Origin of the sequence: Pseudomonas paraeruginosa (assembly GCF_003025345.2) — a bacterium.
Lineage (GTDB): Bacteria > Pseudomonadota > Gammaproteobacteria > Pseudomonadales > Pseudomonadaceae > Pseudomonas > Pseudomonas paraeruginosa.
The window spans coordinates 4,845,657-4,872,113 of sequence record NZ_CP020560.1; the positions used below are offsets into that span (position 1 = coordinate 4,845,657).

At 67.8% G+C, this 26,457-nt stretch carries 20 protein-coding genes; 6 read left to right on the plus strand and 14 right to left on the minus strand.

The window, feature by feature from the left end:
• Positions 1-28: 28 nt before the first annotated feature.
• The 3 genes from fumC to pmbA all read right to left on the minus strand — a co-directional run bounded on the left by fumC (position 29) and on the right by pmbA (position 3,293).
• Positions 29-1,405, minus strand: a complete 1,377-nt coding sequence (gene fumC / locus B7D75_RS22995; RefSeq protein ID WP_107114452.1) for a class II fumarate hydratase FumC — start codon at positions 1,403-1,405, stop codon at positions 29-31.
• Positions 1,398-1,793 carry a hypothetical protein gene (locus B7D75_RS23000; RefSeq protein WP_003155111.1) on the minus strand — a complete coding sequence of 132 codons (396 nt, stop codon included), beginning with the start codon at positions 1,791-1,793 and terminating at the stop codon, positions 1,398-1,400. The genes fumC and B7D75_RS23000 overlap by 8 nt, the downstream gene beginning before the upstream one ends.
• A gap of 150 nt (positions 1,794-1,943) precedes the next feature.
• Positions 1,944-3,293 (minus strand): metalloprotease PmbA, encoded by a 1,350-nt coding sequence (pmbA, locus tag B7D75_RS23005; RefSeq protein ID WP_058130329.1) that lies wholly within the window; start codon positions 3,291-3,293, stop codon positions 1,944-1,946.
• A gap of 98 nt (positions 3,294-3,391) precedes the next feature.
• Here pmbA and yjgA point away from each other — a divergent pair, with 98 nt between their 5' ends.
• Positions 3,392-3,916: a ribosome biogenesis factor YjgA gene (yjgA, locus tag B7D75_RS23010; RefSeq protein WP_322887928.1), complete on the plus strand. Its 525-nt coding sequence runs from the start codon at positions 3,392-3,394 to the stop codon at positions 3,914-3,916.
• Between the two features lie 30 nt (positions 3,917-3,946).
• Here yjgA and tldD read toward each other — a convergent pair whose 3' ends face one another.
• The 8 genes from tldD to mreB form a co-directional block, all read right to left on the minus strand.
• Positions 3,947-5,389, minus strand: coding sequence for a metalloprotease TldD (gene tldD, locus B7D75_RS23015; protein ID WP_003156635.1), 1,443 nt, complete (start codon positions 5,387-5,389; stop codon positions 3,947-3,949).
• 2 nt (positions 5,390-5,391) lie between these two features.
• Positions 5,392-6,240: a carbon-nitrogen hydrolase family protein gene (locus tag B7D75_RS23020; RefSeq protein ID WP_003156636.1), complete on the minus strand. Its 849-nt coding sequence runs from the start codon at positions 6,238-6,240 to the stop codon at positions 5,392-5,394.
• 49 nt (positions 6,241-6,289) lie between these two features.
• Positions 6,290-10,117: a YhdP family protein gene (locus B7D75_RS23025; RefSeq protein ID WP_107114685.1), complete on the minus strand. Its 3,828-nt coding sequence runs from the start codon at positions 10,115-10,117 to the stop codon at positions 6,290-6,292.
• Between the two features lie 14 nt (positions 10,118-10,131).
• Positions 10,132-11,589: a ribonuclease G gene (rng, locus tag B7D75_RS23030; RefSeq protein ID WP_003156999.1), complete on the minus strand. Its 1,458-nt coding sequence runs from the start codon at positions 11,587-11,589 to the stop codon at positions 10,132-10,134.
• Between the two features lie 33 nt (positions 11,590-11,622).
• Positions 11,623-12,228, minus strand: a complete 606-nt coding sequence (locus B7D75_RS23035) for a Maf family protein (RefSeq protein ID WP_058146795.1) — start codon at positions 12,226-12,228, stop codon at positions 11,623-11,625.
• 87 nt (positions 12,229-12,315) lie between these two features.
• On the minus strand, positions 12,316-12,810 hold the full coding sequence (gene mreD, locus B7D75_RS23040; protein WP_012077241.1) for a rod shape-determining protein MreD: 495 nt from the start codon (positions 12,808-12,810) through the stop codon (positions 12,316-12,318).
• A complete protein-coding gene (mreC, locus tag B7D75_RS23045; protein ID WP_071537173.1) occupies positions 12,810-13,850 on the minus strand; it encodes a rod shape-determining protein MreC in 1,041 nt (346 codons plus the stop codon). The genes mreD and mreC overlap by 1 nt, the downstream gene beginning before the upstream one ends.
• A gap of 31 nt (positions 13,851-13,881) precedes the next feature.
• Positions 13,882-14,919: a rod shape-determining protein MreB gene (mreB, locus tag B7D75_RS23050; protein ID WP_003094393.1), complete on the minus strand. Its 1,038-nt coding sequence runs from the start codon at positions 14,917-14,919 to the stop codon at positions 13,882-13,884.
• Positions 14,920-15,157: 238 nt separating this feature from the next.
• Here mreB and gatC point away from each other — a divergent pair, with 238 nt between their 5' ends.
• From gatC to B7D75_RS23075, 5 genes are all read left to right on the plus strand, one after another.
• Positions 15,158-15,445 carry an Asp-tRNA(Asn)/Glu-tRNA(Gln) amidotransferase subunit GatC gene (gene gatC, locus B7D75_RS23055; protein WP_003094397.1) on the plus strand — a complete coding sequence of 96 codons (288 nt, stop codon included), beginning with the start codon at positions 15,158-15,160 and terminating at the stop codon, positions 15,443-15,445.
• A gap of 15 nt (positions 15,446-15,460) precedes the next feature.
• On the plus strand, positions 15,461-16,915 hold the full coding sequence (gene gatA, locus B7D75_RS23060) for an Asp-tRNA(Asn)/Glu-tRNA(Gln) amidotransferase subunit GatA (protein ID WP_079977092.1): 1,455 nt from the start codon (positions 15,461-15,463) through the stop codon (positions 16,913-16,915).
• Between the two features lie 91 nt (positions 16,916-17,006).
• Complete coding sequence (gene gatB / locus B7D75_RS23065; protein WP_260394497.1) at positions 17,007-18,467, plus strand: Asp-tRNA(Asn)/Glu-tRNA(Gln) amidotransferase subunit GatB; 1,461 nt, start codon at positions 17,007-17,009, stop codon at positions 18,465-18,467.
• Positions 18,468-18,526: 59 nt separating this feature from the next.
• Positions 18,527-18,904, plus strand: coding sequence for a septal ring lytic transglycosylase RlpA family protein (locus B7D75_RS23070; protein ID WP_012077245.1), 378 nt, complete (start codon positions 18,527-18,529; stop codon positions 18,902-18,904).
• Positions 18,905-18,935: 31 nt separating this feature from the next.
• Positions 18,936-19,322: a carboxymuconolactone decarboxylase family protein gene (locus B7D75_RS23075; protein WP_058130325.1), complete on the plus strand. Its 387-nt coding sequence runs from the start codon at positions 18,936-18,938 to the stop codon at positions 19,320-19,322.
• 135 nt (positions 19,323-19,457) lie between these two features.
• Here B7D75_RS23075 and B7D75_RS23080 read toward each other — a convergent pair whose 3' ends face one another.
• From B7D75_RS23080 to magD, 3 genes are read right to left on the minus strand one after another with little or no spacing between them, the layout of a single operon-like run.
• The gene (locus B7D75_RS23080) at positions 19,458-20,249 is read right to left on the minus strand and encodes a YfaP family protein (protein ID WP_107114454.1); all 792 of its coding nucleotides are present in this window, start codon (positions 20,247-20,249) and stop codon (positions 19,458-19,460) included.
• A gap of 4 nt (positions 20,250-20,253) precedes the next feature.
• Positions 20,254-21,903, minus strand: a complete 1,650-nt coding sequence (locus B7D75_RS23085; protein ID WP_107114455.1) for a YfaQ family protein — start codon at positions 21,901-21,903, stop codon at positions 20,254-20,256.
• Positions 21,900-26,450, minus strand: a complete 4,551-nt coding sequence (magD, locus tag B7D75_RS23090) for an alpha-2-macroglobulin MagD (RefSeq protein ID WP_107114456.1) — start codon at positions 26,448-26,450, stop codon at positions 21,900-21,902. Before magD ends, B7D75_RS23085 begins: the two co-directional genes overlap by 4 nt.
• Positions 26,451-26,457 lie beyond the last annotated feature (7 nt).

A 26,457-nucleotide genomic window follows, 5' to 3' on the forward strand; every position in this document is an offset into this window, starting at 1 on the left:
GGCCGGGACCTCCAGTACTGGGGCGGCCTCAGAGGCCGCCGGCCGTGAGTTTCTCCGGATCGAGCAGCGCCTCCAGGCGCGCGCGGTCCAGGTCGGTGTTTTCCAGTGCCACATCGATGATCGGCCGGCCTTCGCGATAGGTCTGCTTGGCGATCTCCGCGGCCTTCTGGTAACCGATGATCGGATTCAACGCGGTGACCAGGATCGGATTGCGCGCCAGCGCCTCGCCGAGCCTGCCCTGGTTGACCTTGAAGCTGGCGATGGCCTTGTCCGCCAGCAGGCGGCTGGCATTGGCCAGCAGCTGGATGCTGTGCAGCAGGTTGTCGGCCACCAGCGGCAGCATCACGTTCAGTTCGAAGTTGCCCGACTGGCCGGCGACGGCGATGGCGGCGTCGTTGCCGATCACCTGGGCGGCGACCATGGCGGTGGCCTCGGGGATCACCGGGTTGACCTTGCCGGGCATGATCGAGGAACCCGGCTGCAACGCTTCCAGCTCGATCTCGCCGAGCCCGGCGAGCGGGCCGGAGTTCATCCAGCGCAGATCGTTGGCCAGCTTCATCAGTGTCACGGCGAGGGTCTTCAGTTGGCCGGACGCGGCGACTGCGGTGTCCTGCGAACCGATCAGGGCGAAGAAGTCGTCGCCGGGACGGAACGCCAGGCCGGTCAGGTCGTTCAGCTCCTGGCTGAAGCGCTCGGCGAACTGCGGATGGGCGTTGATCCCGGTTCCCACCGCGGTGCCGCCCTGGGCCAGTTGCTGCAAGGCCGGCAACACGCCCTCGATATGTCCGGCGGCCTGCCGGACCTGCTGCGCCCAGCCGCCGAGCACCTGGCTCATGCGCACCGGCATGGCGTCCATCAGGTGGGTGCGCCCGGTTTTCACGTAAGCGTGCACTTCGCCGGCCTTGCGCTCGATGGTCTGCTCCAGGTGGCGCAACGCCGGCAGCAGGCGTTCGCCGATCTCGAGGGCGGCGCTGATGTGGATGGTCGACGGGATGATGTCGTTGCTACTCTGCCCGCGATTCACATGGTCGTTCGGATCGACCTTATCGCCCAGGCGCCGGCTGGCCAGGGTCGCCACCACTTCGTTGGCATTCATGTTGGAACTGGTGCCGGAGCCGGTCTGGAACACGTCCACCGGGAAGTGCTGCATGAAATCTTCCTGGAGCAATTGCAGGCAGGCCTCGGCGATCGCCTCGCCCATCGGTGCGTCCAGTTGCTGCAAGGAGACGTTGGCCCGCGCCGCTGCGGCCTTGGCCAGCAGCAGGGCACGGACGAAGGCCTGCGGCATGCGCTGGCCGCTGACCGGGAAGTTGTTCACCGCGCGCTGGGTCTGGGCGCCATAGAGGGCGGTCGCCGGGACCGCCAGTTCGCCCATGCTGTCGCGTTCGATGCGGGTATCAGTCATCTTGGTTTCCTTGTTGCGGATGATCGAAGCTCATCGACGGCACCAGGTCTTGCCTGGCCATCCGTACCGAGAGCTGGCGCAGCCGGCGACGCTGGCTGCCGTTGGTGGTCAGTCGCTGCAGTTCGCAGAGGGGCCGGTAGGCGTAGTCGAGACAGAGGCTGCGCCAGTGCCAGGGCAATGCCGGATCGCGGCCGGTAGCGAGCAGGAGGTTGTAGGTCTTCTCGAACAGTGGCCAGGCGGCCATGCCTTCCCAGCCGGCGAGATAGCGAGCCTCGCCGAAGTACTGGTCGAGCAGGCGCGGTTCGTCGGGAGCGAGCGCGCAGCGGATCTGCATGCCCAGCCAGTACCAGTGATCCAGTGCTTCCGGGTCGTGCGTCTCGACGGACATGGCAACCTCACTAGACGATAATGAGATTGATTATTGTTTTCTTCTTTCCAAAACACAAGCCATGGGGCCGATAGAACCCGGCAATCGATCAGGCACAAAGCAAAACGCCAGCGACAGGCGCTGGCGTTCGGAAGAAGCTGGGGCGGGGGGTCAGCGGCCGGCAACCATCATCGACTCGACCAGCACCGAACCGGTGTGCAGGTTGCCGCGTCCCTCCACGTCCTTGCCGATCGCGACGATGCGGCGGAACAGGTCGCGCAGGTTGGCGGCGATGGTGACTTCCTGCACCGGGAACTGGATCTCGCCGTTCTCCACCCAGTAGCCGGCAGCGCCACGGGAGTAGTCGCCGGTCACCAGGTTGACCCCCTGCCCCATCAACTCGGTGACCAGCAGGCCGCGCCCCATGCGTCGCAGCAGGGCGGCCTGGTCCTCGTCGCCATGGCTGACGAAGAGGTTGTGCACGCCACCGGCGTTGGCTGTGCTCGGCAGGCCGAGCTTGCGCCCGGAGTAGGTACCCAGCACATAGGAGACCAGCTCGCCGCTCTCCACGAAGGGCTTGGCGTAGGTGGCCAGGCCGTCGCTGTCGAAGCTGGCGCTGCCGAGCGCACCGACCAGGTGCGGACGCTCGTCGATGCTCAGCCATTCGGGGAACAGACGCTGGCCCAGCGCACCTTCGAGGAACGACGACTTGCGGTACAGGCTGCCACCGGAAATTGCCCCGAGGAAATGGCCGAACAGGCCGACGGCGATTTCCGGGGCGAACAGCACCGGGACTTCCGCGGTCTGTACCGGGCGGGCGCCCAGGCGGCTGGCGGCGCGCTCGGCGGCGCGCCGGCCGATGGACTCGGCGCTGGCCAAGGCCTCGCCGCGACGATTGACGTCGTACCAGTAGTCGCGCTGCATCTGCCCCTCGCCCTCGGCGATCATCACGCAACTGAGGCTGTGCCGGGTGCTGGCATAGCCTCCGATGAAGCCGTGGCTGTTACCGTAGACCCGACAGCCCTGATGGGTATTCAGGGTGGTCCCGTCGGCCTTGGTCACCCGCCTGTCGGCGGCGAACGCCGCCGCCTCGCAGGCCAGGGCACGCTCCACGGCCTGCTCGGGACTCAGGCTCCAGGGATGGTAGAGATCCAGTTCTGGCAATTCACGGGCCATCAGCGCCGCGTCGGCGAGGCCGGCGCAGTCGTCCTCGGAGGTGTGCCGGGCGATCGCCAACGCCGCCGCCACGGTTTCGCGGATAGCCGCCTCGCCGGTCGCCGAAGTGCTCGCCGAGCCTTTGCGCTGGCCGGCGTAGAGGGTGATGCCGAAACCCTGGTCGCGGTTGAACTCGACGGTTTCCACCTCGCCCTGGCGTACGCTGGTGGACAGCCCCTGCTCCAGCGATACCGCCACTTCGCAGGCACTGGCGCCCTGGCGGCGGGCCTCGGCGATGATCTGCTCGACCTGCTCGCGAAGGTCCGGAAGAACGGCGGGACCGACTGCCGCGGCATGTAGACTCATCTGTTGGTTCTCCTGTAGACATGGCCGCCTACGCGGCCGGGCCGGACAAGCGGCCCCTGACTCGTTATCATGGCGGCGTTTTCCACTGGACCACCACCATGGCTGAATTTCACGACGACGACGCGCAATTCGAAGAGAAGAGCAAGTCGCAGATCAAACGCGAGCTGCATGCCCTGCAGGACCTCGGCGAACACCTGACCACCCTGCAACCGCAGTTGCTGGAGCGCCTGCCGCTGACCGACCCGCTGCGCAAGGCCGTGCTCGACGCGCCGAAACACAAGGCGCACATCGCCCGCAAGCGACATATCCAGTACATCGGCAAGCTGATGCGCGACCAGGACGTGGACGCCATCGTCGCCCTCATCGAGCAGGTGGACACCTCCACCCGCCAGTACAACGAACGCTTCCACGCCCTCGAACGCTGGCGCGACCAGTTGATCGCCGGCGGCGACGCCGCGCTCGACGCCTTCGTCGGCGAATTCCCCGACTGCGACCGCCAGCATCTGCGCAGCCTGGTCCGCCATGCCCAGCACGAAGCCGCGCACAACAAGCCGCCGGCCGCCGCGCGCAAGGTGTTCAAGTACATCCGCGAGCTGGACGAGACCAAGCGCGGCTTGCGCTAGGTCCCGCAGCGCCGGCCTCTGGGCCATGCCTCAGGCGCCGGTACCGCCGACGGTGATCGCATCGATCTTCAGGGTCGGCTGGCCGACGCCGACCGGCACCGACTGACCGTCCTTCCCGCAGGTCCCCACGCCACTGTCCAGCGCCAGGTCGTTGCCGACCATCGAGACCCGGCTCATCGCCTCCGGGCCATTGCCGATCAGGGTCGCGCCCTTCACCGGGGTGGTGATCCTGCCGTTCTCGATCAGGTAGGCCTCGCTGGTGGAGAACACGAACTTGCCGCTGGTGATGTCCACCTGGCCGCCGCCGAGGTTGGCGCAGTAGATGCCCTTCTCCACCGAGGCGATGATCTCCTGCGGATCGCTCTCGCCTGCCAGCATGTAGGTGTTGGTCATGCGCGGCATCGGCAGGTGCGCGTAGGACTCGCGACGACCATTGCCGGTCCGCGCCACGCCCATCAGGCGGGCGTTGAGCTTGTCCTGCATGTAGCCCTTGAGCACGCCGTTCTCGATCAGCACGTTGCAGTTGCTCGGCGTGCCTTCGTCGTCGACGCTCAACGAGCCGCGGCGCCCGGCCAGGGTGCCATCGTCGACGATGGTGCACAGGCTCGAGGCGACCTTCTCGCCGACCCGGCCGCTGTAGGCGGAACTGCCCTTGCGATTGAAGTCGCCCTCCAGGCCGTGGCCTACCGCCTCGTGCAGCAGTACCCCCGACCAGCCGGCGCCCATGACCACCGGCAGGGTACCGGCCGGCGCGGGAATCGCCTCGAGGTTGACCAGCGCCTGGCGCAGGGCCTCGCGGGCGTAGCCCATGGCGCGGTCTTCCTGGAGAAAGTAGCGGTAGTCGGTACGTCCTCCGCCGCCGTGGCCGCCACGCTCGCGGCGGCCGTTCTGCTCGACGATCACGCTGACATTGAAACGCACCAGCGGACGGATGTCGGCGGCCAGCGAACCGTCGCTGGCGGCGACCAGGATCTGCTCCCAGACCCCGGCCATGCTCACCGTGACCTGCTGGATGCGCGGGTCGAGGGCGCGGGTCGCGGCATCGATCTTCTTCAGCAACTCGACCTTCTCGGCGCGGCTGAGCACGTCCAGCGGGTTCTCCCCGGCGTACAGGCGAGCCGGCAGCACGGCCTTGAACGCCTGCACGCTGCCGTTCTGTCCCGCCCGGGAAATCGAGCGGGCCGCCTGGGCGGCCTGCTTCAGCGCCTCGCCGGTGATCGCGTTGCTGTAGGCGAAGCCGGTCTTCTCGCCCGACTGCGCACGCACCCCGACGCCCTGGTCGAGATTGAAGCTGCCTTCCTTGACGATGCCGTCCTCGAGCATCCACGACTCGGAGACCTGGCTCTGGAAATACAGATCGGCGGCATCGATGCCGGGGCCGCTCAGTTCATGCAGGATACCGGGCAGGCTGTCCAGCTCCAGACCACCGGGGGCCAGCAACTGCTGGCTGACGGATGACAACAACTCGCTCATATTCACTCCGTACGCGCCGGCCGTGGTTCGGCCGGCGGGAAAAATCGTCTGTGCGCCACCACCGGCATGCGCCGGCGGATATCCGCCTGTTCTGCGGCGTCGCGCGCCGCCAGCAGCACCGCTTCGCCCTGCGGCCGCTCGGCCAGGACCCGTCCCCAGGGATCGACGATCGCCGAGTGACCGAACGTCTCGCGGCCCCGCGGATGAACGCCGCCCTGCCCGGCCGCCAGCAGGTAGCACTGGGTCTCGATGGCGCGCGCGCGGACCAGCACTTGCCAGTGCGCCGCACCGGTCACCGCGGTGAATGCCGACGGCGCCGTGATCAGCTCCGCGCCGGCCTCGCGCAGCGCGGTATAGAGCTCCGGAAAACGCAGGTCGTAGCAGACCGTCAGGCCCAGGCGACCAACCGGCGTATCCGCCACCACGATCTTCTGACCAAAAGCATAGTCGTCGGATTCACGGTAGCGGCCCCGCGCATCGGCTACATCCACGTCGAACAGGTGCAGCTTGTCGTAGCGGGCAACCCGCTCGCCATGTTCGTCGAACAGCAGCGAACAGGCATTCGCCTTCGCCTCGGGCTGGCCTTCGGGCGGCAGCGGCAGCGTGCCGGCGACTATCCACAACCTGAGGTCGCGGGCGGTGGAATTCAACCAGGGCAGGATCGGCCCCTCCCCCCGTGCCTCGGCCCGACCGAGTTCGGCGAGGTCACGGCGGCCCATGGCGGCGAAGTTCTCCGGTAACACGACGAGGCGCGCGCCGCCCTCGGCGGCCTCTTCGAGCAGCCGACGGGCGGCGGCCAGGTTGGCCATCACGTCGTCCTGGCTGACCATCTGGATCACGGCAATGGACATGCGTTCCTCCACGCGGGCGAGAACGCCCCGGCGCAGCACCGGGCGGCGCTCAGCGGGGCTTCTCGAATGGCTTGTCGAAACTGATCTTCGGGTCCTGCCAGGGGCCCTTGACGCTGTATTGCACGCTGGCGAAACGCGAGACCCGGTCGCCGAGCAGCTTGTCTACGACGAAGACCGCGCCGCCGACCGCCGGACCGCCGACTATCAGTGCCGCCAGGGTCAGGTTGTTGGTCAGTGGCAGGGTCACCAGCAGCTTGGCGTCGACCCGATCGTGAGCCAGGTCCAGGGTACCGTTCAACTCCAGGTTGCTCGAAGGCCCTTCCAGCTTCAGCGGCTCGCGGGTGATGTAGACGCCGTCGGTGGCGGAGAGGACCCCCTTCACCCGGTCATAGCTCAGGCCCTTGCCGAGGATGTCCGAGAAATCCAGGCGCAGACGGCGGTTGATCGCGTTGAAGTTGAGCAGGCCGAACACCCGCAGCGCCTGGGCGCCCCCCTCGACCTCGACGAACTGGCCCTTGCGCAGCGATGCATCCATGCTGCCGCTGAAGCGTTTCAGGGCCATGTAGGCCGGCGATCCAGGCCACTGGCCGTTGATATCCATGCGGAAACGCTCGCTGGTGGCACTCGGCGCGAAATTCCAGGCCTTGAGCACATCCGCCAGGTTCTTGCCCTCGATCCGGCCCTGGTAGGTGCTGCGGGTATTGCCCGGACTGCCGTCCCAGCGCAGGCTGCCGTTGACGTGCAAGCCACGCAGGTCGAGGTCCAGGTCGTTGAACGCCACGCCGTTGCTGCCCGGCCGTACTTTCAGGCTCCAGGCGCCCAGCGGTTGGCCGCCGAGGGCGACCTGGCCGATCTTCACGTCCACCGCCGGCAGGCTGCGTGGGTCGACGGCGGCCAGCGGATCCGTGTCTTGCACCTTGTCCTCGTCGGGCAGCGTCGTTTTCGGCAGGTTCAGGCGGTCGAGATCGACCATGATCGGCACGCCCCGGGCATCCGGCAGGACCACCCGGCCCGAGGCGAGGTCGCTGACCAGTACCAGTTGCCAGGCCCGCTCCTGGCGCGCCAGATCGACGGTGAGGTTCTTCAGTTGCTGGCCGAAGCCCTTGAAGCTGTCGATGCGCAGTTCGGCTCCGCGCAGCACGCCGCCGGCTGCGCCGGCCTGGCCGCCGCCGGCGTAGCGCTTGAGAGTCGCCTGCCAGGCGTCCCAGTCCAGCTCCGCCAGGCGCCCGCGCACCCGCAATCCGGGCGCCGAGGGCAGCAACGCCGGATCACCGCCCAGGCGCAGGGCGCCGCGTCCGTTCAGCGGCTTGTCCGCCGGGGCCGCATAGGCCAGGCTGGCGAGGCCGTCGTAGCGCGCCCAGTAACGCCGCTCGGCGCCATCCAGGGTCATCCGCCACTCGGTCGGCCGCGCCTGGGCGGCCGTCTTGCCGAACGGCGCCGGCAGGTCGACCACGGCGCCCTTGAGGTCCGAATTGATCTGCAACTGGCTGTCCTTGCCATCCAGCAGCAGGTTGAGCTGGTACGGCAGGCGCCCCGAGACCGGCAAGGGACGCTGGCCAGCGCCGAGCCAGTCGCTCAGCGACCTGACCGCCACCTGGCCGTTGAGCAGCAAGCGCGTGCGCGCATCGCCGCGCCCCTCGGCGACGATTCGCCCGCGTACCTCGCTGCCCAGCACCCGCGCCCGCACCGCCGGCGCGCTCAGGCCCTTGGCCAGGTCGAAGCGGAAGTCGCCCTTCACTTCGCTCATATCCAGTTTCGGACTGGGCATCTTCAGGGTTGCGCCCACGGTGGAGAAATCCACGACCACCCCGGTCTTGCCGGCCTCGTCGTGGTCCAGCGGAATATCCAGCTTCAGGTGGCCCTGCAAGGGCCCGTCGCCCTCCCAGCCGGCGAAGATCTTGCGGGTCGGGATCGGCGCTTCCTGGAGCAGCTTGATCCCGTCCTTCAGGTTGCTGTCGACGGCGCCATCCACATACAGGTGCGGCGTCTGCCCCGGACGGCCGAGAGGTATGTCGACCTTGACATCGCTGACCCGGGAGTTCAGCAGGTTCCCGCCGGAGGCCAGCACGCGGACCCCGGAGTCCTCGACGAACACCTCGCCGACCGTTTTGCTCAGGGCGGGCCAGCCGGGCTGGTAGGCCAGTTCACCGTCGCGGACCTTGAAATACAGGTTCATCACATGGGCCTCGCGCGCCGCCCCGCGGTTCAGCGAACCCTGCCACTGGAAATAGCCCTGGTCGACGTGGCCGCCGCGGATCGCGGTCTTCAGCCAGTTCGCCAGGCTCTTGTTCATCCCCGGCAACCGGGTCGGCAGGTACTTGGCGGTGAAGCGCGCGTCGCCGTCGCTGAGGCCGACCTGCAGGTCCATGTAATCTTCAGCGCCGGGATCACGCATCAGACGGATCAGCATGTCGCCGGCCAGGCTGCCCTCCTCGCCCTCGACCCGCATCAGGTGGCTGCCGAGGGTGAAGGCCCGCTCGTCCAGGCTCCAGAACATCCGCGTGCGGGCCTCGCGGTAACGCCACGGTTCGGGAAACACCTTGGCCAGGTGCAGCATGAAATCCTGCGCCGACGCGTCGAGCTGGCCTCCGGCCAGGGTGCCGGTCAGCGTGCCGCTGACGTTTTCCACCGCCGGGACTTCGTGGAACGCCGAGATACCGACCTTTTCCAGGTTGGTCGCGTAGCTGACCCGCTCGGGCAGCGCTCGCTGCGGCCAGAAGTCGGCGTTCAGGTTGTGCAGGACGCCCTTCGGCTTCAGGCCCGCCACCCACGCCGCCGCCGCGTCCGGCAATGGCGCCAGCGCTTCTATCGCCGGCACCAGGGGCGTCAGGTCGACGCGGTCGGCCTGCAGCTTCCAGTGCGGCTCGTTCTGCTGCTGGTCGCGACGCAACAGCAGTTCCACTTCGCCCCAGCGCTGCTCGCCGAAATTCGCCGCGAGATCGCCAACGCGGACCTTCCAGCCCTGCGCCTCGCGATCGAAGAACAGATTCATGCCCAGATCGTTGATCTCCACCGGCTGGCGCGCGGCGTACGACGCCTTCAGCTGCGGCGCCAGCAGCCGCGCCACCAGCCGTTGCGCCTTGCCGTCGCGCCAGTCGAACCAGAAGTCGCCGCCGGCCTTGGCCCGTGCGATCTTCCACTCCCCCGTCAGGCCGGCCGGCAGCCACTGCGCCCAGTCGCTCTGCGGCAGGCCGAGATAGACCCGGGCGCTGCTGCGCAACCAGTCCTCGGGCTTGATCCGGCCTTCGGCGTGCAGCGCCAGGGGCTGGCCATCCGGCAGCGTCAGGCGGGCATCGAGGCGCTGTCCGGCAACGGATGAACTGCGCAGGGTCGCGCCGAGTGCGCTCAGGGACAGCGTCTTCCGCCCACGCGGCGCCACTTCCAGCTGGCTGTCGAGCAACGAGATGCGCTGGGTCTGCAACAGGAAGTTGAGGAGTTGCCGCGGATCGCTCGGCTTGTCGCTCCGTGGCAGGCCGTCCAGGCTCCACTGGCCGTCGGCGCCTTCGCGCAGGGTCAGTTTCAGCCCTTCAAGCTCCAGGCTGGCGATCCGCGCCTGGCGCGCCAGCAGGCTGCCGAGCAGGTCCGGCACCACCCTGACCCGCGCCAGGCGCAGGCCCTGCGGGTCTTCGCCGAGCTGGATGTCGCGCGCCACCACAAGGGGCTCGAAACCACGCCAGCTACCGCTCAGCTCGGCGATACGGACCGGGATGCCGAGCTGCTTGCCGGCCTCGTCCTCCAGTTGCTGGCGGTACTCGGCCACCAGCGGCACCAGTTGCCGCCCAAGGCTGACATACAGCGCCAGCAATACCAGCACCAGGGCGCACAGACCCAGGAGGATCCGCAGCAGTCGTGTTCCGAGGCTCGCCACATCCACCATTTCAGCCATCAGCCTCAGAGCAGGACCACGTCATATTGCTCCTGCGAGTACATCGCCTCGACCTGGAACTTGATGGTGCGACCGATGAACGCCTCGAGGTCGGCGACATTGCCCGACTCCTCGTCGAGAAGCCGGTCCACCACCTTCTGGTTGGCCAGCACCAGGTAGGAATCGGCCTGGTAGGCGCGCGCCTCGCGGAGGATTTCGCGGAAGATCTCGTAGCAGGTGGTCTCCGCGGTCTTCAGCATGCCGCGTCCCTGGCAGCAGGGGCAGGGCTCGCAGAGGATCTGCACCAGGCTTTCGCGGGTGCGCTTGCGGGTCATCTGCACCAGGCCGAGTTCGGTGATGCCGATGATGTTGGTCTTGGCGTGGTCGCGCTCCAGCTGTTTCTCCAGGGTGCGCAGGACCTGCCGGCGGTGCTCCTCGTCCTCCATGTCGATGAAGTCGATGATGATGATCCCGCCCAGGTTGCGCAGGCGCAACTGGCGGGCGATCGCGGTGGCCGCCTCGAGATTGGTCTTGAAGATGGTTTCCTCGAGGTTGCGATGGCCGACGAAGGCGCCGGTGTTGACGTCGATGGTGGTCATCGCCTCGGTCGGATCGACGATCAGGTAGCCGCCGGACTTCAGCAGCACCTTGCGCTCCAGGGCCTTCTGGATCTCGTCCTCGACGCCGTACAGGTCGAAGATCGGCCGCTCGCCCGGATAGTGCTCGAGCCGATCGGAAATCTCCGGCATCAGTTCCTCGACGAAGGAAGTGATCTTCTGGAAATTCTCCCGGGAATCGATGCGGATCTTCTCGATCCGCGGGTTGACCAGGTCGCGCAGGGTACGGATCGCCAGGGACAGGTCCTCGTAGATCACCGAAGGCGCGCCGATGCTCTGGATCTGCGCGGCGATCTGATCCCATAGCCGGCGCAGGTAGCGGATGTCAGCGAGAATCTCGTCCTCTCCCGCGCCTTCCGCGGCGGTGCGCAGGATGAAGCCGCCCTGCCCCTCGATCCCCTCCGCCGCGACGCAGTCGGCGACCACCTTCTTCAGCCGCTCGCGTTCGACTTCGTCCTCGATCCGCAGGGAAATCCCGACATGGCTGGTGCGCGGCATGTAGACCAGGTAGCGCGAGGGAATCGACAGGTGGGTGGTCAGGCGCGCGCCCTTGGTGCCGATGGGGTCCTTGGTCACTTGCACCACCAGCGCCTGGCCTTCGTGGACCAGCGCGCTGATGCTTTCCACCGCGCTGCCTTCGCGGGTGGAGATCTCGGCGGCATGGATGAACGCCGCCCGTTCCAGGCCGATGTCGACGAACGCCGCCTGCATCCCCGGCAGCACCCGCACCACCCGCCCCTTGTAGATATTGCCGACGATGCCGCGACGCTGGGTGCGCTCGACATGCACTTCCTGCAGGACGCCGTTCTCCACCACCGCCACGCGCGATTCCATCGGCGTGATATTGATCAGGATCTCTTCGCTCATGCGTCCACTGTCCTTATTTCGGCGCGTTAGGCGTTACGGCGGATTCCCGCCCACGGGCTGCCAGCAAGGGATGCCGAATTCCCCCAACAGTTCCGCAGTTTCACACAAAGGCAGCCCGACCACCGCACTGTAACTGCCTTCGATACGGCTGACGAATATCGCGCCAAGGCCCTGGATCGCATAGCCACCCGCCTTGTCCGCCGGCTCGCCGCTGAGCCAGTAACGCAGGGCCTCGTCGCGACCGATCTGGCGAAAGCGCACCCGGCACTCCACCACCCGCGCCTCGATGCCAGTGGCGGCGGCCAGCGCCACCGCGGTGAGGACCTGGTGTTCACGTCCGGAAAGCGCGGCGAGCATCGCCAGCCCGTCGGACTCGTCGGCCGGCTTGCCGAGGATCCTGCCATCGATCACCACCGAGGTATCCGCGCCCAGCACGCAGCCCTCCCCACCCAGCTCTTCCAGCATAGCCAGGCCGGCGGCGGCCTTGCCACGCGCCAGGCGTTCGACATAGGCGGCCGGCGCCTCGTCCGGCAACGGGGTTTCGTCGATGGCGATGGACAGCACGCAGAGCGGCACGCCGATCTGGGCCAGCAGTTCGCGGCGGCGGGGCGAGGCGGAGGCTAGGTACAGCGAGGACATGGAGGCTCCCGGGAAACGCGACGGGGATGCGGCGCCCCCCGTCTCGAAGAATGACGATATCCGCCGCAGCATAGCCGCGGAACGGACCTACCTCACGTTAAGGCGCAGCCGTACGAACTGCAGCAGGGCGTACACCCAGGGCCAGAGCAGTGCGCTGACCAGTGCCGGGAGCAGGAAGGTCAGGGTCGGCGGACGGTTTCCGGTGAGAGCGTTGAGCCACAGCTGGAGCAGTTGCGCCAGGCCGTAGACCACCACCAGCACCAGGCATTGCTGCCAGGCCGGGAACATGCGCAGGCGCTGGTGCAGGGACAGTACGAGGAAGGTGATCAGGCCGAGGATCAGCGCGTTCTGCCCGAGCAGGTTGCCGTAGAGCACGTCCTGGGCCAGGCCGAGCAGCCAGGCGGTGACCATCCCGACCCGCTCGGGCAGCAGCAGCACCCAGTAGGTCAGCAGCATCGCCAGCCACAGCGGGCGGCCGATCTCGGTGAAGGTCGGCATCGGCGCCACCGCCAGCAGCAGGCCGACCAGCAGGCTCAGCCAGATCACCCAGACATTGTTCGAACCCTGGGTCGCGCGAGCCATCAGCGACGTCCCCCGGCGGGCGCCGTCGGTGCGGCGGGTTGTGCGGGCGCGGCGGGGGCACCGGCGGCAGGAGTGGCGCCACCCTGCGGCGCGGGGCTTGCCGGTGCCGGTGCCGGGGCGGGCGCGGCGGCCGGCGGGGCCGCCTGGGCGCCGGCGGCGGCCTTCTTGTCCGCTTCTTCCTGGGCCTCTGCGGCGTCATTGGCGCGCTGTTCCGGCGTACGACTGTCGCTGAACACCAGCAGCACGTAGCGACTGCGGTTCATCTTCGCGGTCGGCACCGCGCGGACCACGGCGAACGGCTGGCCGGAATCGTGGATGACTTCCTTGACCGTGGCCACCGGATAGCCGGCGGGGAAACGCTGCCCAAGGCCGGAACTGACCAGCAGGTCGCCCTCCTTGATGTCGGCGGTGTCGGCGACATAGCGCAGTTCCAGGCGTTCCGGGTTGCCGGTGCCGACGGCGATGGCGCGCAGGCCATTGCGGTTGACCTGCACGGGGATGCTATGGGTGGTATCGGTGAGCAGCAGGACCCGCGCGGTGTAGGGCATGACCTCGACCACCTGGCCCATCAGGCCGCTGGCATCGAGCACCGGCTGGCCGACGAAAACGCCGTCGTTCTCGCCCTTGTCGATCATGATGCGCTGGGTGAAGGGGTTCGGGTCGACGCCGATCAGTTCGCTGACCAGCACCTTGTCGTCGACCAGCGCGGCGGAATTCAGCAGTTCGCGCAGGCGCACGTTCTGCTCGGTGAGGGCCGCGAGCTTCTGCACGCGACGCTGCATCAGCAGGGACTCGGCCTTGAGGCGCTCGTTCTCGGCGATCAGCTCGCTACGGCTGCTGAACTGGTCGCGCACGCCTTCCCAGGCGCGCACCGGCATTTCCGCCAGGCCGTAGAAAGGCGTGAGCACCATCCCCAGCTTGCTGCGGACGGGCTCCAGATAGTCGAACCGGGCGTCCACCACCATCAGGCTGACCGACAGCACGGCCAGCACCAACAGGCGAACGCCCAGCGACGGGCCTTTGGAGAATAGCGGTTTGATGATCCGCTCCTAGACGACGATGCTCGCCACCTTACTCGGTGGAGAGCAGGTCCATGGAGTGGCGGTCCATCATCTCCAGCGCACGGCCACCGCCGCGCGCCACGCAGGTCAGCGGCTCCTCGGCGACGATCACCGGCAGGCCGGTTTCCTGGGCCAGCAGCTTGTCCAGGTCGCGCAACAGGGCGCCACCGCCGGTCAGCACCAGGCCGCGCTCGGCGATGTCCGAGGCCAGCTCCGGCGGCGACTGCTCGAGGGCACTCTTGACCGCCTGGACGATGGTCGCCAGGGATTCCTGCAGGGCCTCGAGGACTTCGTTGGAGTTCAGGGTGAAGCTGCGCGGCACGCCTTCGGCCAGGTTGCGGCCGCGGACGTCGACTTCGCGGACGTCGCCGCCGGGGAAGGCGGTGCCGATCTCCTGCTTGATCCGCTCGGCGGTGGATTCGCCGATCAGGCTGCCGTAGTTGCGCCGCACGTAGGTGACGATGGCTTCGTCGAAGCGGTCGCCGCCGACCCGGACGGACTCGGCATAGACCACGCCGTTGAGGGAGATCAGGGCAATCTCGGTGGTGCCGCCGCCGATGTCGACGACCATCGAGCCGCGGGCCTCCTCGACCGGCAGGCCGGCGCCGATGGCGGCGGCCATCGGCTCCTCGATCAGGAACACTTCGCGGGCGCCGGCGCCCAGGGCGGATTCGCGGATCGCCCGGCGTTCAACCTGGGTGGACTTGCACGGTACGCAGATCAGCACGCGCGGGCTGGGCTGCAGGAAGCTGTTTTCGTGAACCTTGTTGATGAAGTACTGCAGCATCTTCTCGCAGACGCTGAAATCCGCGATCACGCCGTCTTTCATCGGACGGATGGCGGCGATGTTGCCCGGGGTACGGCCGAGCATGCGCTTGGCCTCGGTGCCCACGGCGACGACGCTCTTCTGGCTGCCATGGCTGCGAATGGCGACCACGGACGGTTCGTTCAGGACGATGCCGCGCTCGCGCACATAAATAAGGGTATTGGCAGTACCCAGGTCGATCGACAGATCGCTGGAAAACATGCCACGCAATTTTTTGAACATGGGAAAGAAACCCTAGGCGAAGCGTGGGTGAAAAATACGCGGGTAAAAAAGTGCGGCAAACTCTAACAACGACGGGGATTTTGGGCAAGGCGGGCAATATGCTAAATTGCTGGCTTTTCCCGGCCCCACAAGGCCCGTCCAGGCGGAATTAGACCGCCGACCGCGGCATCCGTTCCCTGCCTTATATATCGCATGGCGCCCGCCGCCCTTCCAAGGCCGCTTTTGCTGGAGACTCCCGATGGCGCTTGAACGCTCCGACGTGGAAAAAATCGCCCATCTCGCCCGCCTGGGCCTGAGCGAGGCCGATCTTCCGCGTACCACCGAGACCCTGAACAACATCCTCGGCCTGATCGACCAGATGCAGGCGGTCGACACCAGCGGCGTAGAACCGCTCGCCCACCCGCTGGAAGCCACCCAGCGCCTGCGCCCGGACGCGGTCACCGAGACCGATCACCGCGACGCCTACCAGACCATCGCCCCCGCCGTGGAAGAAGGTCTGTACCTGGTTCCGAAAGTCATCGAGTAATAAGGACGCGGACACATGCTGCATCAATTGACCCTCGCCGAGATCGCCCGCGCCCTCGCCGACAAGCGATTTTCCGCCGAAGAGCTGACCCGCACCCTGCTCGGTCGCATCCGGCAGCTGGATCCCCAGCTCAACAGTTTCATCAGCGTCACCGACGACCTGGCCATCGCCCAGGCCAAGGCAGCCGACGAACGGCGCGCCAACGGCGAGAACGGCGTCCTGCTCGGCGCGCCGATCGCCCACAAGGACCTGTTCTGCACCCAGGGCGTACGCACCAGCTGCGGTTCGAAGATGCTCGACAACTTCGTCTCGCCCTACGACGCCACCGTCGTCGAGAAACTCGCCGCCGCCGGCACCGTGACCCTCGGCAAGCTGAACATGGACGAATTCGCCATGGGCTCGTCGAACCAGTCCAGCCACTACGGCGCGGTGAAGAACCCCTGGAGCCTCGACCGCGTGCCCGGCGGCTCCTCCGGTGGCTCCGCCGCGGCGGTCGCCGCGCGCCTGCTGCCGGCCGCCACCGGCACCGATACCGGCGGCTCGATCCGCCAGCCGGCGGCGCTGACCAACCTCACCGGGATCAAGCCCACCTACGGCCGGGTATCCCGCTGGGGCATGATCGCCTACGCCTCCAGCCTCGACCAGGGCGGCCCGCTGGCGCGCACCGCCGAGGATTGCGCGCTGATGCTGGGGGCGATGGCCGGCTTCGACCCGAAGGACTCCACCAGCGTCGAGCAGCCGGTGGACGACTACCTGGCCGCCCTGCAGAAGCCGCTGAGCGGCCTGCGCATCGGCCTGCCGAAGGAATACTTCGGCGCCGGCCTCGACAGTCGCATCGCCGACGCGGTGCTGGCGGTGGTGGAGGAGTTGAAGAAGCTCGGCGCCACGGTGAAGGACATTTCCCTGCCGAACATGCAGCACGCCATTCCCGCCTACTACGTGATCGCCCCGGCCGAGGCCTCCTCCAACCTGTCGCGCTTCGACGGCGTGCGCTACGGCTATCGCTGCGACGCCCCGCAGAACCTGGAAGACCTGTACAAGCGCTCGCGCGCCGAAGGCTTCGGCAGCGAGGTGAAGAACCGCATCATGGTCGGCACCTACGCGCTGTCGGCCGGCTACTACGATGCCTATTACCTGCAGGCTCAGAAGATTCGTCGGCTGATCAAGAACGACTTCGTCAACGCCTTCGCCGAAGTGGACGTGATCCTCGGCCCGACCACGCCGAACCCGGCCTGGAAGATCGGCGAGAAGAACGACGACCCGGTTTCCCAGTACCTGGAAGACATCTACACCATCACCGCCAACCTCGCCGGCCTGCCGGGGCTGTCCATGCCCGCCGGCTTCGTCGACGGCCTGCCGGTGGGTGTCCAATTGCTCGCGCCTTACTTCCAGGAAGGCCGCCTGCTCAACGTCGCGCACCAGTACCAGCAGGTCAGCGACTGGCACACCCGCACCCCGGCCGGCTTCTAAGCCATGGCAACGCCGCGCAGTCCCCTCCCCTCTCCCCGCACGGAGAGGGCGGCCCGCAGGGTCGGCAGCGGGACTGCGCAGGCACAGAAGGATTGAGGAACACCACATGCAATGGGAAACCGTGATCGGGCTGGAAATCCACGCACAGCTCGCCACCCAATCGAAGATCTTCTCCGGCAGCCCGACCGCCTTCGGCGCAGCGCCGAACACCCAGGCCAGCCTGGTCGACCTGGCCATGCCAGGCACCCTGCCGGTGCTCAACGAGGAGGCCGTGCGCATGGCCTGCCTGTTCGGCCTGGCGATCGACGCGCGGATCGACCGGCAGAACGTGTTCGCCCGCAAGAACTACTTCTACCCGGACCTGCCGAAGGGCTACCAGACCAGCCAGATGGACCACCCCATCGTCGGCAAGGGCCACCTCGACATCACCCTGGAAGACGGCACCACCAGGCGCATCGGCATCACCCGCGCGCACCTGGAGGAAGACGCCGGCAAGAGCCTGCACGAGGACTTCCAGGGCATGAGCGGGATCGACCTGAACCGCGCCGGCACGCCGCTGCTGGAGATCGTTTCCGAGCCGGACATCCGCAGCGCCAAGGAAGCCGTGGCCTACGTCAAGGCGATCCACGCCCTGGTGCGCTACCTGGGCATCTGCGACGGCAACATGGCCGAGGGTTCGCTGCGCTGCGACTGCAACGTCTCGGTGCGGCCCAAGGGCCAGGCCGAGTTCGGCACCCGCGCCGAGATCAAGAACGTCAACTCCTTCCGCTTCATCGAGAAGGCGATCAACCATGAGATCCAGCGCCAGATCGAGCTGATCGAGGACGGCGGCAAGGTGGTCCAGGAAACCCGCCTGTACGACCCGAACAAGGACGAGACCCGCTCCATGCGCGGCAAGGAAGAAGCCAACGACTACCGTTACTTCCCCTGCCCCGACCTGCTGCCGGTGATCATCGAGCCCGAGTACCTGGCGAAGCTGCGCGAGCAGTTGCCGGAACTGCCGGTGCAGAAGCGCGAGCGCTTCGAGAGCCAGTACGGTCTGTCGGCCTACGACGCCAGCGTGCTGTCCGCCAGCCGCGAGATGGCCGACTACTTCGAGAAGGTCCAGGACATCTGCGGCGACGCCAAGCTGGCGGCCAACTGGGTGATGGTCGAGCTGGGCAGCCTGCTCAACAAGGACGGCCTGGAGATCGAGCAGTCGCCGGTGTCCGCCGAGCAACTGGGCGGCATGATCCTGCGTATCAAGGACAACACCATCTCCGGCAAGATCGCCAAGATGGTCTTCGAAGCCATGGCCAACGGCGAGGGTTCCGCCGACCAGATCATCGAGGCCAAGGGCCTGAAGCAGGTCACCGACAGTGGCGCCATCGAGAAGATGCTCGACGAGGTGCTGGCGGCCAACGCCGAGCAGGTCGAGCAGTACCGCGCCGCCGACGAGGCCAAGCGCGGCAAGATGTTCGGCTTCTTCGTCGGCCAGGCGATGAAAGCCTCGAAAGGCAAGGCCAACCCGCAGCAGGTGAACCAGTTGCTGAAGAAAAAGCTCGAAGCGTGAGTCAAAGCCAGACGCCGGGTTCGCCCGGCGTCTTCTTGTCCGCCAGGAGCCTATTGTCCATGCCCAACCCATCCGCCGCCGTGCGCCTCGCCCTCGCCGTCCTACCGCTGTTCCTCGCCGGCTGCTCCAGCCTCGGCGGCAGCGGTTCCGCGGATACCGGCGAAGCCTCCTACTATGGCAGCCGCCACGCCGGCCTGCGTACCGCCAGCGGCGAACGCTACAACCCCAACGCGATGACCGCTGCCCACCGTACGCTGCCGTTCGGTACCCGCGTGCGGGTAACCAACCTCGACAACCGCCGCAGCGTGGTGGTCCGCATCAACGATCGCGGGCCGTTCCGCCGCGGGCGGATCATCGATGTATCGCGCAAGGCCGCCGAAGGCCTGGGCATGATCCGCAGCGGCGTGGCGCCGGTTCGGATAGAGTCGCTGGATTGAGCCGCCTCCTACCCTCGACAGGAAACTTCCGATGAGCGAACACCACAAGACCGGTCTGGAGATCCGACGTGAAGTCATGGGCGACGCCTTCGTCGAGCGCGCCATGGGCAACGCCACCGCCTTCACCCAGCCATTGCAGGACTTCGTCAACGAGCATGCCTGGGGCTCGGTCTGGGCCCGCGATACGCTGCCGCTCAAGACCCGCAGCCTGATCACCCTGGCCGCCCTGACCGCGCTGAAATGCCCGCAGGAGCTCAAAGGCCACGTGCGCGGCGCGCTGAACAACGGCTGCACGGTGGAGGAAATCCGCGAGGCGCTGCTGCACTGCGCGGTCTATGCCGGGGTACCGGCGGCGATCGACGCGTTCCGCGCGGCGCAGGAAGTGATCGATACCTGGCAAGGCGAGCAGCCCGCCTGAGCCCAGGAGCCATTCGCAGCGGCATGCGCGCCGCCGTCATGCCACGCGGTTCGTAGCGCCGATGCCGGAGCGACGGCGAATGACGCCAGGGGCGTTATCCGCCCTACGGGACGGCGCGCGGCGCGTCTCCCCCGCCTACGGGTAGCTGAAGCGCTTCACCAGCGTCAGCTCGCCGGGCTTGCGCATCGGTACCAGGAAGGTTTCCTGTTTCTCGTTCGGCGTGCCTTCCTCGGTGACCAGGGTGATGCGCGCCGTGGTCAGGTCCTGGGCGGCCTGCTCGGCGCCGTCCTCGCTGCTGCCGTAGCCACCGCCGAAATAGTTGACGTAGACCAGGTAAGGCCCCTTCTGCGGAGTCGGCGTGGCGATGATTTCCGGTCCGTAGCCGGTAGTGACGTCGACATCCAGGGTCGCGCCATTGGCCAGCGAACGGTTGCCATACCAGACGTGGTCGCCGTCCGGGGTCACCAGGTGCAGGTCGAGGTCGGTGTTGTCGCTGTCCCAGGACAGCAGCACGCGCAGCTTGGCCGGCACTTCCCCGCCGCCGCCACCGTGATAGAACTGGACCCGTCGCGACTGCCCGGCGGCGTTGCGCACCTCGACGCTATTGCTGCCGGACGGGAAGGCGAACGGGCGATCGAAGCTGCCATCGGCGTCCACCTTCAGCGGCATGCTCACACCGTTCACCACCAGCGTCGCCGGGCGGTCCTTGGACTGGGCCGCGATCGCGCCGCGAATGCGCGCGGTGGTCGCCTGGTCGGCGGCGACGTTGACCGAGGACGCCGGGTAATTCACCACCTGCCGGTAATTGGCGGCGGAACCGTCGCCGGCGCGCCAGCCGGAGACCGGCGTATCCAGTTTCACGGGGTTGTCCGCCCAGGCGACGAGGGGCAGGCAACTGAGCAGGGCGACAAGGGACATTCGGTTCATGGAGTCATTCCAGTAGCAGGCGCCGGGCCAGGCTTTCGACATAGTTTTCGTCCTGGCCGCTGGGATGGGCGCGGAAGGCCAGGTGCAGGTATTCGTGGGTGAGGTCCAGGCGCTCCTGGAGGGAATACAGGCCACGGACGAAGATGCGTTCGCGCTCGCGATCGACATAGGGCCGCCCGGAAGCCAGGCGGCATACGGAAAAACTCGGTATTTCCTCGTAGCCGGGCTCGCGGTCGAGGCGCTCGCGCCACTGCCGGCGCTGCTTGCGCAGCCACTCTTCGGCGGCCGGCAACGGCTGGCAGGCGGCCACCGGGTTGTCCCAGCGGCTCAGGCTGCTGCGCGGGAAGGCCTGGGCGAGGATGCTGTCGTAGCCCAGGCCCTGGCCGGCCTGCTCCACCGCCTGCTTCCAGGACAGGCGCGCCGGGCCAGGCTGGTCGGAGTGATAGTTGACGGTCGCCCCGGCCAGCACCAGGTCGGCGCTCCAGGCGGCGATGCGCCGTGCCGGCGCGCTGGCCGGGCGCGGCGCCACGCGCTGGCGCTGGCTGCTGTCATCGATGGCCAGGCACTCGCCGCGCGGTGCGGCGTTCTGCAACAGATAGGTGCGAATGGTCACCGCCAGCGCGCGGGCGGCTTCCTTCGGCTGCGCCGAGGCTTCGCGCTCCAGCACCCGCGCCACGTACTCTTCGCGCGAAACCCGGGCGACCAGGCGCGGCACGCCATCCACCCGCTGCAGGAAGAGGTCGCCGGCGCTGGCGATGTCCAGGCGATTGCCGTTGGCGAAGAGCACTTGCTGCGGACCGTGCAGCAGACCTTCGGGGGCCGGTTGGCCGGCGGGAGCGCTGACCGAACGCAGCGGATAGCGGCTGAACAGGTTCACTTCCACGCAACGGCCCGGATCGGTCGGCCACGGACTCGGCAGGAAGCGCCCGAGCACCTCGGCGTAACGGTCCAGGATCACCTTGCTGGTCCCCGGGCCACCGAGCCAGAGCGGCGTCCCGTCGACCAGCCAGCCGGCGAAACCGCCCTGGCGCGCCTGTGGATCGCGGTCATCGAGCCAGCTCCAGGTCTTCACCCGCAGGCGCCCGCCCAGACTGGCAATGGCATGCCCATCGCCGGCCTGCAACGCCACGTCGAGCAGCACACGCCGCGCTTCGTCCTGGGCCGGCAACTGCTGCAACTGTTCCAGAAGCTCTTTAACCGGCACCCGCGTCTGCGGTTGCAGCCGCTCCAGATCGAGCAGCCAGGCCGGCGCCTGGCGCGCCTGCCAGTAGTCGCGCCAGGCCTGCGGCCGCACGGCGAGGCGCTGCGGGTCGAAATACAGCCCGCAGGAACGCACCAGGGCGCGATCACGGCCGATCGTCTGGCCATTCTCGCAGCAGTAGACCTCTTCGCGGCTGCGCCCCTGGCAGGCATAGGGCGGCTCGGTCTGGCCGGTGTCGCTCAGCCAGGCGAAGACGAACAATTTCCACAGGCTGCCCAGCGGAGCCTGCAAATCGGCCGGCAATGGCCGGCGCTCGAGCACCCGCTGGCGATCCAGGCTCACCAGTTCGTAGCCCTGGGCCGTGCGCCAGGCCAGCTGCACCGGCGCCTCCGCCGCGCGAAGCAGCAACGGCACGGCGCACAGCAGGACCAGCCAGGCGCGCAACGCGATCACTCGACCTTGACCTTGGCCAGCGCCGGCTTGGCTTCCAAGGCCTGCTGTTCCGGCGCGTAGAGACGCAGGTAGCGGGCCGGAGGCAGGTTGAAGCTGCCTTTTTGGGAGAAACGCACCAGGTGACGGAAACGCTGTTCGCCACTCAGGCTGTCCACCGGCACCCCATAGAACAGCTCGCCCGGTTCGTTGCGCGCGCGCTCCAGGGTGGTCGCCTCGTCGCCGGCCAGGCCGCTGATCTTGATGCCCCAGGTGGTGCGCTCGACATCCGCGCCGGGCGGCAGCGGCATCTCCAGCATGCCGTAGCGCAGGGCGGTGTTCTCCGGAACGTTCAGCGTCACTTCGTCGAGATACAGCTCGTCGCTGGAGAGCGGCCTGTCGCCGACCTCCTCGACCTTGAACTCGAACGCCCCTTCGCCGGGCACCAGGCGTAGCAGACGACGGCTGATCTGCACCGGCAACTGCGCGTTCGGCGCCTGGGCGCTGCGGTAGCTGAGCGCGACCGGCAGCGGCCGGGCCGGCGCCTCGTCCAGGTCGACCCAGCTCGGGATGCCGCGGCCGCGCCATTGCCAGTAGGTCTCGCCAGTAGCGCCGCGCTGCGCCTGCCAGTCCTTCGGCGGCTGCGGCAGCTTGCCTTGAGGCGCCTGGGCCAGGACACCCTGCAACCAGGTCAGGGCCAGCGCGCGTTCCAGGGTCGATTGCGCCGGCGCCAGGCGTTGCAGCAAGACGCCGGCCTGCTGCGCGTCCACGCTCGAGCGGGACGCCAGCAAGGCGTCGGTGAACGGCAGGCCGGCCTCGCGCAGGCGCTGCGTCGCCGCCTCGGACTGCGCCGCCAGCGGTGCGGGCACCGCGACCCGCAGTTGCCGCGCCAGGTCCACCGCCAGCACCCGCGCCGCGGCCAGGCCGAGGGCCGAGTCCGGATCGCCCAGCACCAGGCCGTCATCGGCCTCCAGCGGCTGCGCGCGCGCCTGCCCTTCGCCGGCGTTGGCCAGATCGTTGAGCAGGCCGCCAAGCAGGGTGTTCACCGGCAACTGCATGTCGCGGGCGAAAGCCAGGATCAGCGCGCGCTGCAACAGCGGAGTCTGCGCCGCCTGCTTGGCGTAAGGCTCGAGGATGCGCTGCCAGTGTTCGGCCGGCAGCTGGATCTCCAGTGCGCGGCTGGCGTACCAGTCGGCGTAGTAGGCATAGGCGGTGAGGAAAGCGTCGCCATCGACGTCGCCGCCCCACCAGGCGAACCAGGCGTCCGGGCCGGCCATCTGCACCAGGCGCAGGCGACTGTTCTGCATGATCAGGCGCAGGCGGTCGCGAATCCGCGGCTCGCCGCCGGCCAGCGCCGGATAGGCGATGCTCAGCGGCAGCAACTGGCTGGCGGTCTGCTCGACGCCGCCGTAGGGATACTCCAGCAGATCATCGAGATTGCCCAGGTAGGCCGCCGACGGTCCGTCGGCCAGGCGCAGGCGTACGTCGCGGGCGTCCGCCGGCAGTTGCAGCGGGTTGCTCGCCGCCGCCAGGCTGAGGTTCTGCGCCTGCTCCACCTGCCAGCCGTCGGCCAGCAGGTTGAAGCGCACCGCCAGGCGGTCGCGGACCTGCCCGTCCTGGCGCAGCTCGGCGCTCCAGTCGCCATCGGCGAGCGGCTGTTGCGCCAGCGGAATGTAGTTGACCCCCTTGGCCAGCTCCAGGGTCTGGCTGCGCTGGCTGCCGGGCGGCCCGCTGAGCAGTTCGGCCTTGACCGGCTGTTCGCCCTGGTTGAAGACGAACAGACCGAGGTCTGGCCGGTCACCCTGGCGGAAGCGGGTCGGCCCGCTCCACTTCAGGTACAGCGGCTTCTCCGAGCGAAGGAACTGCTTCTTCTGGCCGACCTGGCCGTTGTCGTCGATGGCCCGCGCGGTGATCCGCCAGCGGGTCAGCGAGTCGGGCATGCGGAAGCTGAAGCTGGCCTTGCCCTGGGCGTCGGTGACCAGCTCCGGCTGCCAGGCGGCGGTGTCGACGTCCTCGCGGCGCGGCCGCTCCAGTACCTTGACGCCGCGCTCGCTGCGGTTCGCCCGTCCGGGTGCGCTGGTGCTGCCGGGCAGCGCCACGTCATAGCTGATGAAGGCCAGGCTGGCGCTGGTGCGCACGTTGTTGCGCCGCGGATGGTAGAAGAACTGGTCGATGCCGGGGGCGATCTCCGCTTGCAGGGCATAGACCATCTCATCCACCACGCTGACGGTCAGGTGGCTGGAAACCGGTTTGCCGGCGAAGCGCGTGGCCAGGGTCACGGTCACCGTCTCGCCCGGTTCGTAGCGCTCCTTGTCGGTGGCGATGTCGATCTCCACCTGGGGCATGCCGACCTTGATCCCGGCGTTCTGGAAGCTGTAGTCGCCGCCCTTGGTGTAGAGCACGGAGAAGGTCAGGTTCGGCGCGAACTCCTCGCGCACCGGGATCCGCGCGCGGTACTGGGTCGGGTTGAGCTTTTCCAGGCGCAGCCAGTCGGCGCCCTTGGACAGCAGGGCGGTGGCCTCGACCTTGTCGCGCTCCAGGGACAACAGCGCATCCTCCACCGGCTCGGGGAAGGTGATCAGTGCGGAAGCTTCCTCGCCGGTGCGGTACTCGGGCTTGTCGAAGATCACTTCGACGGTGCCGGGCACCGACTTCACGCCCTCGCCGCTCACCGAGTGGCCGGTGGCGCCAAGGAGCTGGCCCTTGTCGTCGCGCAGCTCCACGGAATAGGTACCGGGACGCTCGAAGGTCAGCGCGAAGCGGCCGTCGGCGAGCGGACCGCTGTCGGTGGCGCGGTCCTCCAGGCGGATCCACTGGTAGCTGCTCGGCTTGAGCGGGGTCGGCTGTTCGCTGGCATAGCTGAACTCGACCTTCTCGCCGGCGGCGCTGAAGCGCTGCGGCGCGCTCAGGCGGTAGCGCGCGGCGCCGCGCTCGATGAGGATCTCCTTGCTGGTCTTGACCCGGTAGGCGGCGCCGTCGCTGGCGAAGATGGTCAGCATGTAGCGACTGGGCTTCTCCGCCGCCGGCAATTCGATGGTGGCGCGGCCCTTGCCGTCGGTGGTCAGTTCGGTGCTGCTCAGTTCCACCGGGAACTGGCCGAGATACTGCAGTTCGTTATCCACCATCGACAACTGCTGGGCGCGCAGGCTCAGTTGCAGGCGCGCATTGGCCACCGGCTTGCCGTCCGGATAGAGCAGGACGATCTCGCCCTTCACCGGCTCGGCGGTCTTGAAGTCCGGCTTGGCCAGGTCGAGGGAAACCTCGAAGTGCGGCTTGATGTATTCGGCGACGCGGAAGGCGCTGCTGTAGGTCTGCCCACGGTAGTCGAAGCGCAGCTCGTAGCCGCCGGCGACGGCGTTCTCCGGCAGTTGGAAGCGGCCATTGGCGCCGCTCTTCGCGTCGAAGCGCAGGTCCAGGCTTTGCAATACGGTGCCACTGGCGTCGATCACGCTCAGGCGCACCGGAGCGCTGGCGGCGGCCTGGGATTGGCGGGCGTTCTTGAACTCGCGGCCGACCATCTTCAACGAGACCCAGTCGCCCGGCCGGTACAGCGGACGGTCGGTGAAGGCGTAGATCTTGGTGTCGTAGATCTCGCTGTCGTAATAGAAGTTCTCGGAGACGAAGACCCCACCCTCGCGGTCCTCGCCGATCACGTAGGAGCGCTCCGGACTGGCGTGCCGGAGCCGCAGCAGGCCATCGGCGTCGGTATTGCCGCTGCTCATCACGCCCAGGCCGTCGGTCCACAGCACCTTGGTGTCGGGCACCGGGGTGCCTTCGTGCTTGCGCGCGGTCCAGACCAGCAGCTCGTCGCCGGCGACCTTGCTCACCGCCACGCTATTGGAGACGAACACCACGGTGGTGGCGCGGTACTTGCCGACCAGCGCCTCGACCAGGTACAGGCCCGGTTTCAGCTTGCCCAGCGGGATGTAGACATTGCCCGGCACGACGTTGATGAACTCGCTGGAGGAGCCGGCCAGCTTGACGTCCTGCGGCGGCTCGATGGGCTTGGCGTCCCACAGCGGGTAGCGGAACTGGCTGACCAGCGGCAGGCCGGGAATCGGCGCGTACTGCGGCTGCGCGTCGTAGGGCGTCGGCGCGCTCATGGCGTTGCCCATCTTCAGCTCGGGCACCGCCTCGGTGACCTGTTGCCGCGACTCGTAGGAGAAGGCGCGCTGCATCACCCGGCGCGACTTGCGATACCAGTTGTCCCAGAGATAGGCCAGGGTATTCGACAGCCCTTCGCCCTTGAACTGTCCTTCGGCCAGGACACGGTGCAGGTTCTTCTGCCGCTTGAGGAACTCCAGCGGCTGTTCGATCCGGTACAGGCGCACGTCGACCCCGCCATAGGGCTCCATGCGGTAGCGCCGGTAGTCGCGGCCGGGCGCCTCGAGGCGGACCCGCGCTTCCTCGTCGGTGGCGAAGCTGCTGTCGGCGAGCAGGAAGAAGGATTCACCGGCCATCGGCGTGTAGCCGCTCGGCTCCACCGCATCTTCCGCCTGGACGGCGGCGAACGGCAGCAGGGCCAGGGCGGCGACCGCCAGGCTACGGCTGAAACGACGCAGGTTGCTCATTGCTGTG

What these genes read in the sequence shown, in the direction of transcription:
- fumC (WP_107114452.1), bottom strand. Translation starts at nt 1,405, where the DNA reads ATGACTGATACCCGCATCGAACGCGACAGCATGGGCGAACTGGCGGTC.
- B7D75_RS23000 (WP_003155111.1), bottom strand. Translation starts at nt 1,793, where the DNA reads ATGTCCGTCGAGACGCACGACCCGGAAGCACTGGATCACTGGTACTGG.
- pmbA (WP_058130329.1), bottom strand. Translation starts at nt 3,293, where the DNA reads ATGAGTCTACATGCCGCGGCAGTCGGTCCCGCCGTTCTTCCGGACCTT.
- yjgA (WP_322887928.1), top strand. Translation starts at nt 3,392, where the DNA reads ATGGCTGAATTTCACGACGACGACGCGCAATTCGAAGAGAAGAGCAAG.
- tldD (WP_003156635.1), bottom strand. Translation starts at nt 5,389, where the DNA reads ATGAGCGAGTTGTTGTCATCCGTCAGCCAGCAGTTGCTGGCCCCCGGT.
- B7D75_RS23020 (WP_003156636.1), bottom strand. Translation starts at nt 6,240, where the DNA reads ATGTCCATTGCCGTGATCCAGATGGTCAGCCAGGACGACGTGATGGCC.
- B7D75_RS23025 (WP_107114685.1), bottom strand. Translation starts at nt 10,117, where the DNA reads ATGGTGGATGTGGCGAGCCTCGGAACACGACTGCTGCGGATCCTCCTG.
- rng (WP_003156999.1), bottom strand. Translation starts at nt 11,589, where the DNA reads ATGAGCGAAGAGATCCTGATCAATATCACGCCGATGGAATCGCGCGTG.
- B7D75_RS23035 (WP_058146795.1), bottom strand. Translation starts at nt 12,228, where the DNA reads ATGTCCTCGCTGTACCTAGCCTCCGCCTCGCCCCGCCGCCGCGAACTG.
- mreD (WP_012077241.1), bottom strand. Translation starts at nt 12,810, where the DNA reads ATGGCTCGCGCGACCCAGGGTTCGAACAATGTCTGGGTGATCTGGCTG.
- mreB (WP_003094393.1), bottom strand. Translation starts at nt 14,919, where the DNA reads ATGTTCAAAAAATTGCGTGGCATGTTTTCCAGCGATCTGTCGATCGAC.
- gatC (WP_003094397.1), top strand. Translation starts at nt 15,158, where the DNA reads ATGGCGCTTGAACGCTCCGACGTGGAAAAAATCGCCCATCTCGCCCGC.
- gatA (WP_079977092.1), top strand. Translation starts at nt 15,461, where the DNA reads ATGCTGCATCAATTGACCCTCGCCGAGATCGCCCGCGCCCTCGCCGAC.
- B7D75_RS23070 (WP_012077245.1), top strand. Translation starts at nt 18,527, where the DNA reads ATGCCCAACCCATCCGCCGCCGTGCGCCTCGCCCTCGCCGTCCTACCG.
- B7D75_RS23075 (WP_058130325.1), top strand. Translation starts at nt 18,936, where the DNA reads ATGAGCGAACACCACAAGACCGGTCTGGAGATCCGACGTGAAGTCATG.
- B7D75_RS23080 (WP_107114454.1), bottom strand. Translation starts at nt 20,249, where the DNA reads ATGAACCGAATGTCCCTTGTCGCCCTGCTCAGTTGCCTGCCCCTCGTC.
- magD (WP_107114456.1), bottom strand. Translation starts at nt 26,450, where the DNA reads ATGAGCAACCTGCGTCGTTTCAGCCGTAGCCTGGCGGTCGCCGCCCTG.